Origin of the sequence: Streptomyces misionensis (genome assembly GCF_900104815.1) — a bacterium.
GTDB classification, from domain to species: Bacteria; Actinomycetota; Actinomycetes; order Streptomycetales; family Streptomycetaceae; genus Streptomyces; species Streptomyces misionensis.
Genome location: NZ_FNTD01000004.1, coordinates 1,768,331 through 1,783,841 on the forward strand (window position 1 = coordinate 1,768,331; position 15,511 = coordinate 1,783,841).

18 protein-coding genes and 7 tRNA genes are annotated in these 15,511 nt (G+C 73.9%); 10 read left to right on the forward strand and 15 right to left on the reverse strand.

Annotation, left to right across the window (positions count from 1 at the left end):
- Nucleotides 1–14: 14 nt before the first annotated feature.
- Together BLW85_RS09515 and BLW85_RS09520 are read right to left on the reverse strand one after the other, a co-directional pair.
- The gene (locus BLW85_RS09515) at nucleotides 15–1,226 is read right to left on the reverse strand and encodes a hypothetical protein (RefSeq protein ID WP_070030092.1); all 1,212 of its coding nucleotides are present in this window, start codon (nucleotides 1,224–1,226) and stop codon (nucleotides 15–17) included.
- The gene (locus BLW85_RS09520; protein WP_070030093.1) at nucleotides 1,223–1,789 is read right to left on the reverse strand and encodes a DUF4365 domain-containing protein; all 567 of its coding nucleotides are present in this window, start codon (nucleotides 1,787–1,789) and stop codon (nucleotides 1,223–1,225) included. The genes BLW85_RS09515 and BLW85_RS09520 overlap by 4 nt, the downstream gene beginning before the upstream one ends.
- Before the next feature lie 169 nt (nucleotides 1,790–1,958).
- On the opposite strand from BLW85_RS09520, the gene BLW85_RS09525 reads away from it, so the two are divergent.
- Entirely contained in the window at nucleotides 1,959–2,684 is a 726-nt protein-coding gene (locus BLW85_RS09525) for a 3'-5' exonuclease (protein WP_074991827.1), read from the forward strand.
- Nucleotides 2,685–2,762: 78 nt separating this feature from the next.
- Here BLW85_RS09525 and BLW85_RS09530 read toward each other — a convergent pair.
- The 4 genes from BLW85_RS09530 to BLW85_RS09545 form a co-directional block, all read right to left on the reverse strand.
- Nucleotides 2,763–2,834: transfer RNA gene (locus BLW85_RS09530), tRNA-Val, on the reverse strand.
- Between the two features lie 39 nt (nucleotides 2,835–2,873).
- On the reverse strand, nucleotides 2,874–3,320 hold the full coding sequence (locus BLW85_RS09535; protein ID WP_074991828.1) for an SRPBCC family protein: 447 nt from the start codon (nucleotides 3,318–3,320) through the stop codon (nucleotides 2,874–2,876).
- Between the two features lie 213 nt (nucleotides 3,321–3,533).
- Nucleotides 3,534–3,605, reverse strand: a tRNA-Val gene (locus tag BLW85_RS09540).
- An 84-nt stretch (nucleotides 3,606–3,689) separates the two neighbouring features.
- Entirely contained in the window at nucleotides 3,690–4,085 is a 396-nt protein-coding gene (locus tag BLW85_RS09545) for a TIGR02611 family protein (protein WP_079172309.1), read from the reverse strand.
- A 190-nt stretch (nucleotides 4,086–4,275) separates the two neighbouring features.
- Here BLW85_RS09545 and BLW85_RS09550 point away from each other — a divergent pair, with 190 nt between their 5' ends.
- Together BLW85_RS09550 and BLW85_RS09555 are read left to right on the forward strand one after the other, a co-directional pair.
- Nucleotides 4,276–4,689 carry an SsgA family sporulation/cell division regulator gene (locus tag BLW85_RS09550; protein WP_004002642.1) on the forward strand — a complete coding sequence of 138 codons (414 nt, stop codon included), beginning with the start codon at nucleotides 4,276–4,278 and terminating at the stop codon, nucleotides 4,687–4,689.
- 287 nt (nucleotides 4,690–4,976) lie between these two features.
- Nucleotides 4,977–5,546 carry a CGNR zinc finger domain-containing protein gene (locus BLW85_RS09555; protein WP_070030096.1) on the forward strand — a complete coding sequence of 190 codons (570 nt, stop codon included), beginning with the start codon at nucleotides 4,977–4,979 and terminating at the stop codon, nucleotides 5,544–5,546.
- A 391-nt stretch (nucleotides 5,547–5,937) separates the two neighbouring features.
- On the opposite strand, the gene BLW85_RS39335 is transcribed toward BLW85_RS09555, so the two are convergent.
- Both BLW85_RS39335 and BLW85_RS09560 read right to left on the reverse strand, forming a co-directional pair.
- Nucleotides 5,938–6,090: a hypothetical protein gene (locus BLW85_RS39335; protein ID WP_167381394.1), complete on the reverse strand. Its 153-nt coding sequence runs from the start codon at nucleotides 6,088–6,090 to the stop codon at nucleotides 5,938–5,940.
- 164 nt (nucleotides 6,091–6,254) lie between these two features.
- Nucleotides 6,255–6,689: a hypothetical protein gene (locus BLW85_RS09560; protein WP_070030097.1), complete on the reverse strand. Its 435-nt coding sequence runs from the start codon at nucleotides 6,687–6,689 to the stop codon at nucleotides 6,255–6,257.
- Nucleotides 6,690–6,901: 212 nt separating this feature from the next.
- Between BLW85_RS09560 and BLW85_RS09565 the strand changes: the two genes are divergently transcribed.
- Nucleotides 6,902–7,426: a DsbA family protein gene (locus BLW85_RS09565; RefSeq protein WP_070030098.1), complete on the forward strand. Its 525-nt coding sequence runs from the start codon at nucleotides 6,902–6,904 to the stop codon at nucleotides 7,424–7,426.
- Between the two features lie 64 nt (nucleotides 7,427–7,490).
- Here the strand turns inward: BLW85_RS09565 and BLW85_RS09570 are convergent, their stop codons facing one another.
- The 3 genes from BLW85_RS09570 to BLW85_RS09580 are packed head-to-tail and all read right to left on the reverse strand — an operon-like array spanning nucleotide 7,491 to nucleotide 10,244.
- Nucleotides 7,491–8,312: a GNAT family N-acetyltransferase gene (locus BLW85_RS09570; protein ID WP_074991829.1), complete on the reverse strand. Its 822-nt coding sequence runs from the start codon at nucleotides 8,310–8,312 to the stop codon at nucleotides 7,491–7,493.
- A gap of 58 nt (nucleotides 8,313–8,370) precedes the next feature.
- The gene (locus tag BLW85_RS09575; protein ID WP_070030275.1) at nucleotides 8,371–9,192 is read right to left on the reverse strand and encodes an aminotransferase class IV; all 822 of its coding nucleotides are present in this window, start codon (nucleotides 9,190–9,192) and stop codon (nucleotides 8,371–8,373) included.
- Complete coding sequence (locus BLW85_RS09580) at nucleotides 9,189–10,244, reverse strand: chorismate-binding protein (RefSeq protein WP_074991830.1); 1,056 nt, start codon at nucleotides 10,242–10,244, stop codon at nucleotides 9,189–9,191. Before BLW85_RS09580 ends, BLW85_RS09575 begins: the two co-directional genes overlap by 4 nt.
- Nucleotides 10,245–10,422: 178 nt before the next feature.
- On the opposite strand from BLW85_RS09580, the gene BLW85_RS09585 reads away from it, so the two are divergent.
- The 5 genes from BLW85_RS09585 (at nucleotide 10,423) to BLW85_RS09605 (ending at nucleotide 10,904) form a co-directional block, all read left to right on the forward strand.
- Nucleotides 10,423–10,495 (forward strand) — tRNA-Gly (locus BLW85_RS09585).
- A 38-nt stretch (nucleotides 10,496–10,533) separates the two neighbouring features.
- A tRNA-Cys gene (locus BLW85_RS09590) sits at nucleotides 10,534–10,607 on the forward strand.
- 1 nt (nucleotide 10,608) lies between these two features.
- Nucleotides 10,609–10,680: transfer RNA gene (locus BLW85_RS09595), tRNA-Val, on the forward strand.
- Nucleotides 10,681–10,731: 51 nt separating this feature from the next.
- Nucleotides 10,732–10,803 (forward strand) — tRNA-Val (locus BLW85_RS09600).
- 29 nt (nucleotides 10,804–10,832) lie between these two features.
- A tRNA-Val gene (locus BLW85_RS09605) sits at nucleotides 10,833–10,904 on the forward strand.
- A 52-nt stretch (nucleotides 10,905–10,956) separates the two neighbouring features.
- Here the strand turns inward: BLW85_RS09605 and BLW85_RS09610 are convergent.
- From BLW85_RS09610 to BLW85_RS39340, 3 genes are all read right to left on the reverse strand, one after another.
- Complete coding sequence (locus BLW85_RS09610) at nucleotides 10,957–11,256, reverse strand: TFIIB-type zinc ribbon-containing protein (RefSeq protein WP_070030101.1); 300 nt, start codon at nucleotides 11,254–11,256, stop codon at nucleotides 10,957–10,959.
- A 98-nt stretch (nucleotides 11,257–11,354) separates the two neighbouring features.
- The gene (locus tag BLW85_RS09615) at nucleotides 11,355–12,242 is read right to left on the reverse strand and encodes a phosphotransferase family protein (RefSeq protein ID WP_074991831.1); all 888 of its coding nucleotides are present in this window, start codon (nucleotides 12,240–12,242) and stop codon (nucleotides 11,355–11,357) included.
- Between the two features lie 219 nt (nucleotides 12,243–12,461).
- Entirely contained in the window at nucleotides 12,462–12,638 is a 177-nt protein-coding gene (locus BLW85_RS39340) for a hypothetical protein (protein WP_167381395.1), read from the reverse strand.
- 601 nt (nucleotides 12,639–13,239) lie between these two features.
- Between BLW85_RS39340 and BLW85_RS09620 the strand changes: the two genes are divergently transcribed.
- Nucleotides 13,240–14,637: a serine/threonine-protein kinase gene (locus BLW85_RS09620; protein WP_071828521.1), complete on the forward strand. Its 1,398-nt coding sequence runs from the start codon at nucleotides 13,240–13,242 to the stop codon at nucleotides 14,635–14,637.
- 21 nt (nucleotides 14,638–14,658) lie between these two features.
- Here the strand turns inward: BLW85_RS09620 and BLW85_RS09625 are convergent, their stop codons facing one another.
- Nucleotides 14,659–15,477, reverse strand: a complete 819-nt coding sequence (locus tag BLW85_RS09625; RefSeq protein ID WP_070030103.1) for a TrmH family RNA methyltransferase — start codon at nucleotides 15,475–15,477, stop codon at nucleotides 14,659–14,661.
- Nucleotides 15,478–15,511 lie beyond the last annotated feature (34 nt).

Consider the following 15,511-nt stretch of genomic DNA (forward strand, 5'->3'; position numbering starts at 1 on the left):
CGGTCGCCGTCCGCTCACGCCTCCCCGCAGGCCTCCTCGAAGAAGTCCAGGTTCTCCTGGAGGGATTTCAGCAGCCGGTCGCGTTCGGCCTCGTCCACCTGGACGGGGACGACGCCGGAGACGCCGGTGAGCCTGCGGAAGCCGCCGCGCCGCTCCAGCCGGCCGTGCACCCGCACCGGGAGGCCGACGAGATGGGCATGGCCGGCGATGCGGTAGTCCTCCTCGTCGAGGGTGACCCGCACATGCGTCACCTCGGCGCCGGCGAGGACGCGCAGCCGTACGGTGCCCTCGCCGCCGGGGCCCGAGCGGCGCATGCGCACGACGGCGCCGGTGATCCGCACGGGCACGGAGGCTTCCTCGCGCAGATAGCGGGCGGCGGCCTCGCGCAGGACGGGCAGGTCGCCGGGCGAGAACTCGACGGGTTCGGCGGCCGGGGCGCAGCCCTCGGGGACGCCGGCGGCGGGCGCCCAGGCGACGGCGATCCTGGCCCCCTCGGTGCCGCGCACCAGCGCGGTGAGCGCCTCGGTCAGCTCGCGGCTGACGCCGGCCTCGACGGCGCCGTCGAAGGCGTCCATGCCGCCGGTGGCGCGGCGGTAGTCGATGGCCTCGCGGGCGGCGTACAGGGCCTGGTGGAGGCGGACGGCGAGGGGACGGCCCGCGGGCACCGGCACGAAGGCGGTCAGCGGGCGGCCCTCGGCGGCGGGGCCGACGAGGACGTCCTGGAGGAGTTCCGCGGCCGCGCGGCGGTGCCGGGCGCCGTGGTACCCGGCCCGGGCGCGGGTGGCGAGCGCGGCGGCGAGCAGCATCTGCCGTGCGGCGCCGCGCAGTTGCTCGTCGCGGCCCCAGGGCGCGGCGCCGGCCGGTCCGTTCGGTACGTCGCGCCACCAGCGGATCTCGTCGCTGGGCCGGGCGAGGGAGATCAGCACCTCGCGGGCGGCGGGGGTGTCGCTGCGGGCGAGGGCGTCCAGGGCCTCGCCGAGCAGGTCGTCGCTGTCGGGGAAGGCGCGGCTCTCGGGGACCAGGAGGCTGGTGGCGGCGCCCGGGCCGGGCGGGGTCCAGCGGCCGTAGCGTCCGGCGGCCCCGCCGCGCCGCTGCCAGCCGTGCCGGCGCAGGAGGGCGCCGAGCACCGCCGGGTCGACGTCGGCGGGGCGCGGCGGGCCGTCGCCGGGGCAGGCGTCGGGGTGCGGTCGCAGCGGCACCGGTTCCTCGGGGGGACGGTTCCTCATGGTCTGCCTCCCGTCCCGACACGGGTCATGATCTCGCACAGCGCCCGGTCGTCGAAGATGCGTGTGGTCGGTATGCGCACGGTGGTCCGGTGCCGGCCGGTGATGGGGTGGCCGGCCAGGTTGACCCAGTAGCAGCAGTGCCTGAGGTCGAGCCGGTCGTGGCCGGCACGCAGCCAGTCGTCCTGGGAGCGCGGGACCAGCATCACGACGAGGATCTTGTGCACCGAGACGGGGGTGCGGGCGAGCTTGCGCAGGTGGTCGTTGTCGAGGGTGAAGGAGAAGGTGCGGCCCGGCGGGTGGGGGGCGATCTGGTACGTCGCCTTCAGCTGCACCTTGATGGTGACCTCGTCGTCGACGGTGTGGCCGGGCGCGCTGTGGCTGACGTGCCAGTCGATGCCGTTGTCCGGGAAGGGCTGGGACAGCGAGCAGCCGGCCGCGGCGGCGACCGCGTGCAGATAGCCGACCTGCAGTGTCTCCATGCAGGCGGTGGTGGCGAGCGTGCCGCGGAGGGGGTGCGTGCGTTCGGGCAGCAGCCCGCCCCGCTCGGGCTGCAGAGTGGCCATGTACCAACAGCCTTCCAAGCCAGGACTTTTCCCGGTGCGGGCCGCTGAACTGCAAAGACCCGTACTCCTGTTGTCTCCTCGCGGCGTACGGCGCAAACGGCCCGGGTATCACCAAATGGGCAGAAGACGGGAGGTCAGCTGCCGCGGCTGGACGAGGAGTTGGGCTGGTATGACGTACTGGTACGAGGGGCCGCTGGCCGCCTTCGACACGGAGACAACGGGCGTGGACGTCGAGACCGACCGGATCGTGTCGGCCGCCGTCCTGGTCCAGGACGCCCCGGGGACGGTGCCGCGGGTGTCGCGCTGGCTGGTCGATCCGGGGGTGCCGGTGCCGGCCGAGGCGACGGCGGTGCACGGGCTGACGCAGGAGCACCTCCAGCGCAACGGCCGCTGGCCGGCCCCGGTGATGCTGGAGATAGCCGAGCTGCTGGCGGAGCACGCGGCGCGGGGCCGCCCGCTGGTGGTGATGAACGCGCCGTTCGATCTGACGCTGCTGGACCGGGAGTTGCGCCGGCACCGGGCGTCCTCGCTGGAGCAGTGGTTCCCGTCGGTGCCGCTGCGGGTGCTGGACCCGCGCGTGCTGGACAAGCACCTGGACCGCTACCGCAAGGGGCGGCGCACGCTGACCGATCTGTGCGAGCACTACGGCGTGACGCTGGAGGGCGCGCACGACGCGGCGGCGGACGCGCTGGCGGCGCTGGAGGTCGTCCGGGCGCTGGGCCGCCGTTTCGCGACCCGGCTCGAACGCCTCTCCCCCGCCGAGCTGCACGCTCTCCAGGCCGACTGGCACGCGGCGCAGGCCCGGGGCCTTCAGGCCTGGTTCGCCCGCAGCGGCTCGGAGGAGACGGTCAGCACGGAGTGGCCGGTACGGCCGGGGCTGCCCGCGGCCGCCTAGGCCGCTCGCCCCGGGGCGCCCCGGGGCGTCCGGACAGCGGAAGAGCCGGTCCGCTGCTGCGGACCGGCTCTCTCCCGGTGGGCGATACTGGGTTCGAACCAGTGACCTCTTCGGTGTGAACGAAGCGCTCTCCCACTGAGCTAATCGCCCGGGAACGCACTGAACAATACAGGCCCGGACGCCGATCCTTCAAACCGCCCGCAGACGGCGCAGCAGGCCGCGGTGTCCGGCCCGCATCATCAGACGGTGGTTGACGCGGAAGACGGCGCGGCCGGGCACGGCGAGCCGCCGCAGCAGGGGCTTGCGCACGTCGACCTCCTGGTCGTAGCGGGCGAGCGTGCCGGGGCCCGCGGCGGTGACGGTCCAGCGCGCCCAGCCCTCGATGTCGCCGCTCATGGCGATCTCCAGGATCCCGGCGGCCGGGTCGCGCCGGGTCGCGCGGGCGGTGAAGGTCATGGCGTACGGCAGTGCCGAGCGGATGGTGAGGATGCCGGTGGAGTCGTCGAGCCGGGTCACCGAGCGCACCTGGGGCCACCAGCGGGGGTAGTCCTCGGGCCGCTCCAGTGCGGCGTAGACGGCGGCCGGCGGCGCGGGCAGGGGCCACAGGCTGTGAAAGCGGTAGTGGTTCCAGTCCATGTGCGGAGTCTGCCCGCACCCGCGACCAGGGTGCTGATTCCGGCTCAGTTTCTGTTCGAATGCGGGCGGTTGCGGGCCGGGAAATTCTCCGGGCCCGCCGCGCCGGACGGGAAAGCCGGGCGGTTTTTCCGGAAAACCCGTGCGTTTTCCGCCGGTTGCCCTTCGATACGCCGACGGCCCATCCGCTGTTCGCGGATGGGCCGTCGGTCCGGGTGGGCGATACTGGGTTCGAACCAGTGACCTCTTCGGTGTGAACGAAGCGCTCTCCCACTGAGCTAATCGCCCGGGCGCAGGAAGAACATTACCCCATGTCAGGGGGTGCCCCCGACCACGGTCCGCGGCGGTACGCGGACGGGCGGGAGGCGCGGCTCACCGGCGCTCGATCTTCCAGGGCAGGACGGGGCCGTACCGCCACAGGTAGATCGCGCCCAGCACCCCGGCGATCACCACGGCGATCACGGTCAGCGTGATGTTGCGGCGGCGCACCTCGGGCTGCAGGGCACGCTGGGCCGCCTCGGTGACCTTGCGTTTGGTCCAGCGCAGCACGAGCTGGGCCCAGACGAACTCGGTGGCCCAGATCGCCATGCCCGCGAAGATCACCACCCAGCCGGGTCCGGGCAGGGCCAGCATGAGCACACCGGCGGCCACCACGGCGAGGCCGACGACGAAGACGCCCACCTGCCAGCCGCGGTGCAGGAGCCGGCGGGACCGCACGAATTCCGGCGCACGGGAGCCCAGCCCCGACTCGTCACTCCCCGTATTCATGCAGACAAAGCTACCCGAGTGATTCAGATCACCGGAATGGGCGTAGATCCGGTACGAGTTCTCGGCCGGAAGAGTGTCGTAAACACACGCAAAACCCTCAGAGGGGTTTACAACGGCACCGTAGGTGGCATGTCGATTTCGCCGACGTGCGAATCCCCGAGCGCACACTGAGCGAAAGGCCCTGGCGCTTATGAACACCACGGTCAGCTGCGAGCTGCACCTGCGCCTCGTTGTGTCGAGCGAGTCCTCCCTGCCTGTCCCCGCAGGCCTGCGGTACGACACGGCCGACCCCTACGCCGTGCACGCCACCTTCCACACCGGAGCCGAGGAAACCGTCGAGTGGGTGTTCGCCCGCGACCTCCTCGCCGAAGGGCTGCACCGGCCCACCGGTACCGGCGACGTCCGCGTCTGGCCGTCCCGCAGCCATGGCCAGGGCGTTGTCTGCATCGCCCTGAGCTCCCCGGAGGGGGAGGCGCTGCTGGAGGCCCCGGCGCGGGCCCTGGAGTCCTTCCTGAAGCGGACCGACGCCGCCGTGCCGCCCGGCACGGAGCACCGGCACTTCGATCTGGATCAGGAGCTCTCGCACATCCTGGCGGAAAGCTAGCCCGCGGCCCTTCCGAGCAGCCCGGCGCCGTCCACTCGGGGAGACGGCTCGGGCCACACAACCGCATACGGCACGGGCCGGCGCCGTCACCGTGAGCGCTCACGGAAGCGGCGTCGGTCCGCCGGCGCGTGTCGCAGGCGCTCACCCCGGTCCGGGAACCCAGCGGCCCCCGAAGCCGTTCTTACGGGGCGTCGGGGCCGGACAGCGCCGGTGCGCCGGGCGCGCTGTCGCTACCATCGGCCAGCATCGGCGGGCGCCCGCCCGACCCCCAGGCCAGGGAGCGAAACGTGCTGATCACCCATGACACCCGGTGCGCGCTCGACACCGTGGTGGACCTGGTGAACACCGCGCCGGAGGACGAGACGGCGGCGGACGCGCTGCCGGATGTGCCGGCCCTCGCGGACTTCATCCGGAAGCACGAGATCAGCGACGTCGGGGTGCTGTCGCAGGCCGATCTGTCGGGCGTGCGGGAGATCCGGGCGCGGTTCGCGGCGATCTTCGAGGCGGCGGACGCGCGGTCGGCCGCCGGGCTGATCAACGAGCTGGTGGCGGCGGCGGGCACCACCCCGCGACTGACCGACCACGACGGCTACGACTGGCATGTGCACTACTTCGCCCCGGGTGCCTCCGTGGCCGACCACCTCGCCGCCGACTGCGGGATGGCGCTGGCCTTCTTCGTGGTCGCCGGGGAGGAGGAGCGGCTGCGGCGCTGCGAGGCCCCGGACTGCCGGCGTGCCTTCGTCGACCTCTCCCGCAACCGCTCCCGCCGCTACTGCGACAGCCGCACCTGCGGCAACCGCCTCCATGTGGCCGCGTACCGGGCCCGCCGGAAGGAGGCGACGGAAGCGACGGGCTGAACCGCGACGGCGCCGGGGCGCCGCGCGAGTCGTCCGCCCGTCGGCGATCACGGCGGGAGTGGCGGCCGGGGCGGTACGGGGAGGACGGACATATGCCGCCTCCCGCGAGCGCTGAGGGGTCGCTGGGCGGCGCAGGGCGTTGCGGCGGGGGCCGGCGGCGGAGCGAGCCGCGATGGTCGTGCGAGGGCCCGGGACGAGGCGTCCACGGGTGGCTCGGGTCGCCGGGAGCCGGCCCGGTCCGGCGAGGAGGAGCAGCCGGTATGCGGGCAGGGCGGCCGATGCGATTCACCGGTGTGCCGTGACGCGTCCCGGAGGTGTCGGTCTGCCTGCCGGGAGGCCGGGGCGGGCGACGTCGGTCCCGGCGGGTGGCGCCGGGACGGACGTGTACGGCTCACAGCAACAGCAGGTCGTGCAGCGCAGCCATGAGGATCAGACACCCGATCACCGCTAGGAAGATCATCAGCGGTGGCTGGGAAAGGGCGAAGAGGCACCCGCGCGGCTCGTCCTTCGGCGGCGCGGCCTCGCTCTGTGTCGTGTCCACCATCTCGCGGCCGATGATGGCGCACCGGGGAGCCCCTCGGCGATCAACACTCGCGATCTTGCGGGAGTTCGCCGAATACCGTGATCTCTCGTCCGGCTCGCTTCGGCTGGTGAACGTTTCCGCACGTCCGGGGATCCACTGTGTCGCACCGGCCAGTCATGTGACTGTCATATGCCGTGCTTCTTGAGGATGGCCTCGATGTCGCTGAAGTCGTCACCGGCGGACGAGGAGCGCGGGGCGGCGGCCGGGCGCCGGTCGCCGCGCAGGGCCGGTGCGGAGGACGTGGGCGCCACCGCGCCCGGCCGGGCCTCGGGTGCCGCCCGGCGCTCCCCGCCGGTGGCGCCGGTCCTGCGGCGCTCCACCGCGCGGGTGCCGGTGAACAGCAGCCAGGCCGCGCCCAGCACCCCGAAGCCCGCCCACGCGGTGGGGCTGAAGGCGGTGTCGGCGAGCCAGCCGACGACGCCCGTCATCACCAGGCCGACCGGCACCAGCGAGTAGGCCGCGATACGGGCCGCCGACAGGAAGCGCCTGCGGTACGCGGTGACCACCGCTATGCCCAGGCCGGCCGCGGACACGGCGGAGCAGACGGTCTCGGCAATCATCCGGTCCTCCTGGCGGGCTCGGTCGAGGGAAAAGGCACGCGCGGGGCGCCCCGGTCCGACCGAGGTGCGGCGCTTCGTCCCTTCCATCCTGCACCGCCCGGCCCGCGCGGGGCCATGCTCCGGCCGGAGATCAGGGAGATCTCCGGGTCGTCTCCTCCTGCGGTCCCATGGTCGGATTGGGGCGGTCGCGCGCGGCCTGGGAGACTGGGCGCATGAGCGACTCCTCCCCCGTGCGCACCGGTCCCGTCGTCCTCGACGTCTGGTGCGAACTCCAGTGCCCGGACTGCCGCACCGCCCTGGACGACGTGCGCGCCCTGCGCGCCCGCTACGGCGACCGGCTCGACGTGCGCCTGCGGCACTTCCCGCTGGAGCGGCACAAGCACGCCTTCGCGGCCGCCCAGGCCGCCGAGGAGGCGCAGGCACAGGGCAAGGGCTGGCCGTATGTGGAGGCCGTCCTGGAGGGGGTCGAGAAGCTGGACCGCGAGGGAGAGCCCTTCCTGGTCCAGGTGGCCCGTGAACTCGGTCTGGACGCCGAGGAGTTGGACACCGCGCTGATCGACGGCCGGCACATCCTGATCGTGGACGCCGACCAGGCCGAGGGCAAGGCGATCGGCGTCACCGGCACCCCCACCTACGTCATCGGCGGTCACCGGCTGGACGGCGGCAAGAGCCAGGAGGGGCTGCGCGAACGGATCGAGGAGATCGCGGACGGCCTCCTCGCCGGAGAGGACGCCTGAGTCCCGGCAGGGCCCGCAACGTCTGGGCCCGGCCGGGCACCGGGCCCCGCCGGGTACGGCCGGGCTACACCAGCGGCTTCGACAGGGAGTGGCTGGTCGTCTCGTAGCCGAGGGACTCGTACAGCCGCTCGGCCGGAGTGTTGCCCGCGAAGACGTCGAGGCCGAGCAGCCGGTGGCCGGACTCCAGGGCCTGGCGCTCCGCGAGGAGCATGAGGGTGCGGCCGTGCCCCCGGCCCCGCAGGGCGGCGTCGGCCTCGACGTCGTACACGCACGCCCTGGCCTCCCCCAGGGCGAGCCACAGGGTGCCGGCCCTGGTGCCCTCGTGCTCCAGGACGCTGAAGAGCATGCCCTCGGTCGCGAGTCCGTGCGGCAGCAGCCGGGCGTGGTCGTCGCGGGCCTTGGCGCGGGCGGTCTCCTCGGGGACGCCCCGCTCGGTCCACATACGGATGTGGCGCTCGCTCTCGCGGGCCCGCCAGGACGCGAACTCGGCCTCGGTCATGGGCCGCGGGCGACTGCCCGGCGGCAGCGCGGGCGGGGCGCCCAGGCGTTTCTCCATGCCGCGGTTGCGCAGCGTGTAGCCGAGGGCGGCGAACAGGCGCAGCGCGATGTCCCCCGGTGCCGGGACGACGGTCTCGATCTGCCGGCAGCCCCAGCCGCGCGCCACCTCCTCCGCGGCGAGCGCGGCGACCGTGCCCCGGCCGCGGCGCCGGTCGGGCTCGGCGATCGTCAGGTCCTTGATGCGGGCCGTCGAGGCCCCGAGGGAGGGCGAGGTGCCGAGACGGATCTCGCCGATGGGGCGGCTGTTCACGCACACCTGGTAGCGGCGTGAGCGGGTGCCGTCGGGGTGCTGCTGGAGCGGCTCGGCCGGCCGCAGGGTCGTGGTCATCACAGGTGTTCTACCCACGGCGGACGGCCGAGTCAGCCCTACCGAAGGATCGCGGGGCTCACGGGTCGAGGTCGTCCCCGGACCGCTCGTCGAAGACGCGCATCGCCTTGGCGGTCACCGGGCCCGGAGCGCCCGGGAGTTCGCGGTCGTCGACGCGGTGCACGGCCTGGATGTCGCGCAGGGTCGAGGTCAGGAAGATCTCGTCGGCGCGGGTCAGGACGTCCAGCGGGAGGTCGGTCTCCTTGGCGCCGGTCCACTCGACGGCCAGGGCGCGCGTGATGCCGGGCAGGCAGCCGGAGGCGATCGGCGGGGTGTGGATCTCGCCGTCGAGGACGACGAAGACGTTGGACCCGGTGCCCTCGCAGAGCATGCCCACGGTGTTGCCGAACAGGGCCTCGGAGGCGCCGTGTTCGTGGGCGCGGGCGAGGGCGACGACGTTCTCGGCGTACGAGGTGGTCTTCAGGCCGGTGAGCGCGCCGCGCTCGTTGCGGGTCCAGGGGACGGTGATCACGGCGGTGGTGTCGGGGCGGCGGCTGGTCTCGCCGAGGGCCACCACGAGGGTCGGGCCGTGTTCGCCGCGGTCGGAGCCGAGCGGGCCGTGGCCGCCGGTGTAGGTGATCCGCAGCCGGCCGAGCGGCATCGGGTTGGCGGCCAGGACGGCGGCGCAGGCCTCGCGGATCTCGTCGTGGTCGGGGTCGGGCAGGCCGAGGCCCCGGGCCGAGCGGGTCAGCCGGTCCAGGTGCCGGGTGAGGGCGAACGTCCGGCCGTGGGCCGCCTTCACGGTCTCGAAGATGCCGTCGCCGACCGTCAGCCCGTGGTCGAAGACGGAGACCCGGGCGGATTCCGTGTCCCGCAGCCCGCCGTCCAGCCAGATCTTCATGCGCACGCCTCTCCACTCTCCTCGTACGCCCCCGACGCTACCGTGAGCAGCCGGGACGCCTTCAGCTCGGTCTCCCGCCACTCCCCCTCGGGGTCCGACCCCCAGGTGATGCCGGCGCCGGCGCCGAAGCGCAGCACGCCCTCGGCCCGGTCGAGCCAGAAAGTGCGGATGCCGACGGCCAGCTCGCCGGTGCCCCGGTCGGCGTCCACCCAGCCGATGCCGCCGCAGTAGGGGCCGCGCGGGACCGGTTCCAGTTCCTCGATGATCCGCAGCGCGCTGGACTTGGGCGCACCGGTCACGGAACCGGGCGGGAAGGCGGCGGCGAACAGCTCGGGCCAGCCGGCGCCGGGGCGCAGCTCGCCGCGGACGGTGGAGACGAGGTGGACGAGTCCGGGGTGCTTCTCCACCGCGCACAGGTCGGGGACGGTGACGCTGCCGGTGGCGCAGACGCGCCCGATGTCGTTGCGGACCAGGTCCACGATCATCACGTTCTCGGCGTAGTCCTTCTCCAGGAGGTCCGCCTCGGTGCGGCCGGTGCCCTTGATGGGGCCGGACTCCACGGTCCGCCCGTCCCGGCGCAGGAACAGCTCGGGGGAGGCGGTGGCGATCTCCACGCCGTGCCCGGGCAGCCGGATGGTGCCGGCGTACGGCGCCGGGTTGCCGCGGGCCAGCAGGGCGGTCAGGGCGTCCACGTCGGCGTCCGGGGGGACGGGCGCGCTGAGCACCCGGCAGAGGTTGGCCTGGTACACCTCGCCGGCCGCTATGTACGCGCGGATGGTGCGCACGCCCGCGGTGTACGCGGCGCGGTCCAGGGAGGAGACCCAGTCCCCCACCGCGGGCCCCCGCCAGCCGCCGGGCACCGGGGCGGGCACCGGCGCCCGGCGCACGTCCGCGAAGCGTGCGCAGGTCAGACGGCCCTCGAAGTCCGCGCACACGGCCCAGAAACCGCTGGAGTCCAGGGCGGCGGGATCACTGGTGACGTCGAGGAGGCCGGTGGCGAGGCGGTCGCCGAAGCGGGCCAGCGGGGGCAGTCCGGAAGGGTGGTGGAGCACGTGGCCGAGTCTAGGTCGGGTGTCCGACGGGTGACCCGGGGATGTCCCGGAGGGGGCCCCGACCACCGCCTCCGCCGGGTGCACCGCAGCACGCTGCGCAAACGCGTTTTTGTACTGGCCCGGGAATCCGCTAGAGTTCAACACGTCGCCGGGACGCGGAAGCGGACCGAAACGACAGGCGGACGTAGCTCAGTTGGTAGAGCGCAACCTTGCCAAGGTTGAGGTCGCGAGTTCGAGCCTCGTCGTCCGCTCGAAGGAAGTAGGGGTCTTCCCGACCCCCTACACTCCTGGTGGAGTGGCCGAGAGGCGAGGCAACGGCCTGCAAAGCCGTCTACACGGGTTCAAATCCCGTCTCCACCTCCAAGGACGATTAGCTCAGCGGGAGAGCGCTTCCCTGACACGGAAGAGGTCACTGGTTCAATCCCAGTATCGTCCACTGGATCTTCGACTCGTTCGAAGATCCGCGGACCCGATGGGTCCGGACCCCGCGCGATTAGCTCAGCGGGAGAGCGCTTCCCTGACACGGAAGAGGTCACTGGTTCAATCCCAGTATCGCGCACTGACGGTGATCCCCGGATCACAGTCCGCGGACGATTAGCTCAGCGGGAGAGCGCTTCCCTGACACGGAAGAGGTCACTGGTTCAATCCCAGTATCGTCCACACGTCAAGAAGCCCCCGGTCACCTCGTGGCCGGGGGCTTCCGCATGACGCCCTAGCTGGAGAACAGCATGTGGGTGAAGCTCCGGCGGTGGTGATCGTGGTGCCCGTGGTGCCCGTGCTCGTGGTGGTGGCCGCCGTACGGGGCGCCCCAGGCGGGGGCGGACGGGGCCGGGTACGGCTGGGCGGCGGGCGGGGCCGGCGGCATCGGCTTGGACCACTGGGACTCCAGCTGGGTCAGGGCCTCCAGCTCGCCGTAGTCGAGGAAGATGCCGCGGCACCCGCTGCACTGCTCGATCTGGACGCCGCTGCGGTTGTACGTCTGCATGGGCGCGTGGCACTTCGGACAATGCATCGTCGGCTCAACTCCTCGCCGGTCGGTCCTGCTTGGTGTTTCCCCAGGACAGACTCCGTTTCCCGGCGCGTGGTTGCACCTGTGCCGAAGTCCGCGGGTCAAGTGGTGTACGGCACGGCCGTCATGCGCGCGCAAGCGTCGACGAGGGCCCGTTCGGCCTCGTCCAGCGGGCGGTCTGCCACCAGCGCCTTGGTGATCGCCAGGGCGGCCGTCTGCACGGTGAGGGCGCGGGCGGGGACCTCCAGGGCGGGCCAGGGGTCGCCGTCGGCGGGCACGGCCGGGCCGCGGGCCGCCCGGTAGGCGGCCAGGAAGCGGGTCCAGGCGTCGGGCGGCAGGAGCCCGCAGGCGTACCAGGCGGCGGGGCGGGCCAGGTCCCAGGCGGGGACGCCGAGCCCCAGGTCGTCCACGTCGATCAGCCGCCACGGTCCGTCGGGGGCGGGGTGCCGGACCAGTTGGCCGAGATGGAGATCGCCGTGGCACAGGGCGGGCGGGCCGGGCATCGGGGCCTCGTCGCGGGCCCACGCGGGGAGGGTGCCCCAGGCGTCGAGGACGGGGCGGGCGGCGTCGTGGGACCCGGTGCGCAGGGCGGCGCGCAGCCGGGCGACGGCGCGGGCGGCCTTGGCGGGACCGCGCATCGGCGGGAGCGGGGGCGGGGCGGTGCCGTGCAGGCGGGCGAGGAGGGTGGCGGTGGCCTCCCAGGGGGCGGCGCCGGGATCGTCCGGGTCCACGGGGGTGCCGTAGGGCCAGCGGGTGACGAGGCGGTCGTGCAGACGGGCGGGGGCGGGGGTGAGCGGGGGCAGCAGGATGCCGGGGAGCCGCGCCGCCGTCTCCAGGCGCCGGGCGAGGTGGCCGGGGTCGGTGCCCGGGGCGTGGGCCTTGGCGACGGTGCCGGCCACCCGGACGACGGTGGCGTCGGGGCGGTCGGCGAGGGTGACGGGGGTGCCGTCGGCGCGGACGTGCGCCGTGAGCGCGGACAGGATGTTCACGGAACCTCGCTGCTCGGGTGGGGTGACGGTACGACGGCGGCGGGGGCCGGGCGGGCCACGGCGCTCCCCGGTGCCGGGCCGCCGGGCCCGGAAACGGCGATGCCGGCGCAGCTCCCCAGCTGCGCCGGCATGTGTGCCGTCCGCCGCACCCCCGTCCCCACGGGGTTTCATGGATGGATGTCCCCGCCCGGACCGCTCTTCCGGGCCTGGGGTCGCCGCTCAGCGCCCCAGCATCGCACCCACGGACGACGCCTGTGTGGCCACCGTCTCCCAGCCGTCGAAGACCAGCAGGAGCAGGGCCGCCAGGGGAAGGGCCATGAGCGTCGCCACCAGCGGGTGGCGACGGCCCGTGCGGCGGGCCGCGTACGTGGCGCGCCGCGGTGCCGTGTGGGCCATGGTCCCTCTCCTGACCGTCTCGATCGTCCGAACAGCGGCGGGTGTCCGACCTCGGGGGACGAGCGCTGCACCCGCCGCTTGACCTCAAATCTAGGCGCGGGGGACGCGGCGGGCGTCATGCCCTCGTACCGATTGCCGGGCCTCCGGGAGGATGAGGCCCCGGCCGGGGCGTACTCCCGTGGGTGGAGAGCAGGTCCCGGGTCTCGGGGTCTTCCCTGAGGGGTCGTCCACCGTGTCGGGCATGTCGGACGCGTCCGGCGGCCCGGAATGAGTGAGTTCGATCACTCGGACCGGTGTCGGCGCGGGCGCCGGGTGCGCTTCGGGAACCCGTCGGCGACGGCTGCGGCGGGGGGTGCGCGGCGGGTCCGGCGGCGGCGTCCGAGCACGGGGACGCCTGGTCGCGGCGGGGTCAACCCCCCTGCGGGGCAATCGGGTTGACGGTGCCGTCGGCCCAAAGTGCCCGCCCAGCACGGCTTCCTGACCGTGTCTCACCTGGTCCGGGCGGCGCGCACAATCCGTCGGGGCGAGAGGGCGCGGCCTCTGCGCGCGGGCGGCCCGGGAAACGTAAGCTGTGCCACGTCAGAGGGACCGGGCAGCGGGGATGAACATGGCGATGATGCGCCTGAGGCGCGAGGACCCGCGCGTCGTCGGCTCGTTCAGGCTTCACCGACGGCTCGGCGCGGGCGGGATGGGCGTGGTCTACCTCGGCTCCGACAAGAAGGGGCAGCGGGTCGCCCTGAAGGTGATCCGGCCCGATCTCGCCGAGGACCAGGAGTTCCGCTCGCGTTTCGCGCGCGAGGTCTCGGCGGCCCGTCGCATCCGGGGCGGTTGCACGGCCCGTCTGGTGGCCGCCGACCTGGAGGCCGAGCGGCCCTGGTTCGCCACCCAGTACGTGCCCGGCCCCTCGCTGCACGACAAGGTCGCCGACGAGGGCCCGCTCAGCGCGGCCGACGCGGCGGCGATCGGCGCGGCCCTGTCCGAGGGGCTGGTCGCGGTGCACGAGGCGGGGGTCGTCCACCGGGACCTGAAGCCCTCCAACATCCTGCTGTCCCCCAAGGGGCCGCGGATCATCGACTTCGGCATCGCCTGGTCCACCGGCGCCTCCACGCTCACCCATGTGGGCACCGCCGTGGGCTCCCCCGGCTTCCTCGCGCCCGAGCAGGTGCGCGGCGCCGCGGTCACCCCGGCCACGGACGTCTTCTCGCTGGGCGCCACCCTCGCCTACTCCTCGACCGGCGACTCGCCCTTCGGGCACGGCAGTTCCGAGGTGATGCTGTACCGGGTGGTGCACGAGGAACCGCAGCTGCACGGCGTGCCGGACGCGCTCGCCCCGCTGATCCGGGCCTGCCTCGCGAAGGACCCGGAGGACCGGCCCAGCACCCTGCAACTGTCGCTGCGGCTCAAGGAGATCGCGGCCCGCGAGGCGCAGGGGCTGGGCGAGGTGCGGCCGCCCTCCCCGCGCGCGGCGGAGGCGGACCGGCCCACCGGGCGGCTCGTCGACACCTATCCCGACCCGCAGCGCGCCCAGCGCCGTGCCGCTCCCGGCACTCCGCCGCCGCGCGGTGCCGCGCCCCGGGGCGGCGTGCCCTCGCGGGGCGGGAGCGGCCCGCGCGGCGGGGCCGTGCCCTCGCGCCCGGGTGGGGCGCGGCCCGCCCCGGAACAGCGCGGCGGCCCGCGCTCGGGCGGGGGGAGCCGTCCCGGCACCCGCAACGGCGCGCGCCGGCCGGCCCCGCGTACCACGAAGACCAGGCTGCGGCCCGCCAACCCGCGGCTGCTGCGTCAGCGGCTGTTCGTGTTCGTGGTGGTGACCCTGCTGGTGGCGCTGGGCATCGCGCTGGCGCAGGGCTGCCAGGGACCGGCCCGCGGCCTGGGCGGCGGGTTCGGGGGCGCGCTGGGCGGGGAGCCGGTACGGCACGCGCGCGTCGAGCCGCCGCGGGCAGCCGGGGAGGCGCCGGCATCCGGGCACGGCCACGTGGCGGGACCCGGCGCCGCCGGGTGACCGGCCCTCGGCCGAGGGGTTTCAGGACTGCGGACGGCCCGTCGCCACGGCGTAGAAGGCGACCGCGGCCGCCGCGCCCACGTTGAGCGAGTCGACGCCGTGCGACATCGGGATGCGGACCCGTTCGTCGGCGGCGGCCAGCGCCCGGGCGGACAGTCCGTCGCCCTCGGCGCCCAGCATCAGCGCCACCCTGTCCATCCGGTGCGGGGCGGCCTCGTCCAGGCTGCGGGCCTTCTCGTCCGGGGTGAGGGCGAGCAGGGTGAAGCCGGACTCGCGGACCTGCTCCAGGCCCTTCGGCCAGTGGTCGAGACGGGCGTACGGCACCGAGAACACCGCGCCCATCGAGACCTTGACGCTGCGCCGGTACAGCGGGTCGGCGCAGTCGGGCGAGAGCAGGACCGCGTCCATGCCGAGGGCGGCGGCCGAGCGGAAGATGGCGCCGATGTTGGTGTGGTCGTTGACCGACTCCATGACCGCCACGCGGCGGGCGGTGCGCAGCAGTTCGGCGGCCGTCGGCAGCGGCTTGCGCTGCATGGAGGCGAGGGCGCCGCGGTGCACGTGGTAGCCGGTGACCCGCTCGGCGAGTTCGGGGCTCACCGCGTAGACGGGGGCCGGGAGTTCGTCGATGACGTCGCGCATGACGTCGATCCACTTGGCCGAGAGCAGCATGGAGCGCATCTCGTAGCCGGCCTCCTTGGCCCTGCGGATGACCTTCTCGCCCTCGGCGATGAACAGGCCCTCGGCGGGCTCGCGCCTGCGGCGCAGCTCGACGTCGGTCAGGCCCGTGTAGTCCGACAGGCGCGGGTCGTCGGGATCCTCGATGGTGATGAGATCGGCCACAGGGTGGTACTGCCTTGTCCTGGAGTGGTGCCAA

What these genes read in the sequence shown, in the direction of transcription:
- BLW85_RS09515 (WP_070030092.1), bottom strand. Translation starts at nt 1,226, where the DNA reads ATGAGGAACCGTCCCCCCGAGGAACCGGTGCCGCTGCGACCGCACCCC.
- BLW85_RS09520 (WP_070030093.1), bottom strand. Translation starts at nt 1,789, where the DNA reads ATGGCCACTCTGCAGCCCGAGCGGGGCGGGCTGCTGCCCGAACGCACG.
- BLW85_RS09525 (WP_074991827.1), top strand. Translation starts at nt 1,959, where the DNA reads ATGACGTACTGGTACGAGGGGCCGCTGGCCGCCTTCGACACGGAGACA.
- BLW85_RS09535 (WP_074991828.1), bottom strand. Translation starts at nt 3,320, where the DNA reads ATGGACTGGAACCACTACCGCTTTCACAGCCTGTGGCCCCTGCCCGCG.
- BLW85_RS09545 (WP_079172309.1), bottom strand. Translation starts at nt 4,085, where the DNA reads ATGAATACGGGGAGTGACGAGTCGGGGCTGGGCTCCCGTGCGCCGGAA.
- BLW85_RS09550 (WP_004002642.1), top strand. Translation starts at nt 4,276, where the DNA reads ATGAACACCACGGTCAGCTGCGAGCTGCACCTGCGCCTCGTTGTGTCG.
- BLW85_RS39335 (WP_167381394.1), bottom strand. Translation starts at nt 6,090, where the DNA reads ATGGTGGACACGACACAGAGCGAGGCCGCGCCGCCGAAGGACGAGCCG.
- BLW85_RS09560 (WP_070030097.1), bottom strand. Translation starts at nt 6,689, where the DNA reads ATGATTGCCGAGACCGTCTGCTCCGCCGTGTCCGCGGCCGGCCTGGGC.
- BLW85_RS09565 (WP_070030098.1), top strand. Translation starts at nt 6,902, where the DNA reads ATGAGCGACTCCTCCCCCGTGCGCACCGGTCCCGTCGTCCTCGACGTC.
- BLW85_RS09570 (WP_074991829.1), bottom strand. Translation starts at nt 8,312, where the DNA reads ATGACCACGACCCTGCGGCCGGCCGAGCCGCTCCAGCAGCACCCCGAC.
- BLW85_RS09575 (WP_070030275.1), bottom strand. Translation starts at nt 9,192, where the DNA reads ATGAAGATCTGGCTGGACGGCGGGCTGCGGGACACGGAATCCGCCCGG.
- BLW85_RS09610 (WP_070030101.1), bottom strand. Translation starts at nt 11,256, where the DNA reads ATGCATTGTCCGAAGTGCCACGCGCCCATGCAGACGTACAACCGCAGC.
- BLW85_RS39340 (WP_167381395.1), bottom strand. Translation starts at nt 12,638, where the DNA reads ATGGCCCACACGGCACCGCGGCGCGCCACGTACGCGGCCCGCCGCACG.
- BLW85_RS09620 (WP_071828521.1), top strand. Translation starts at nt 13,240, where the DNA reads ATGAACATGGCGATGATGCGCCTGAGGCGCGAGGACCCGCGCGTCGTC.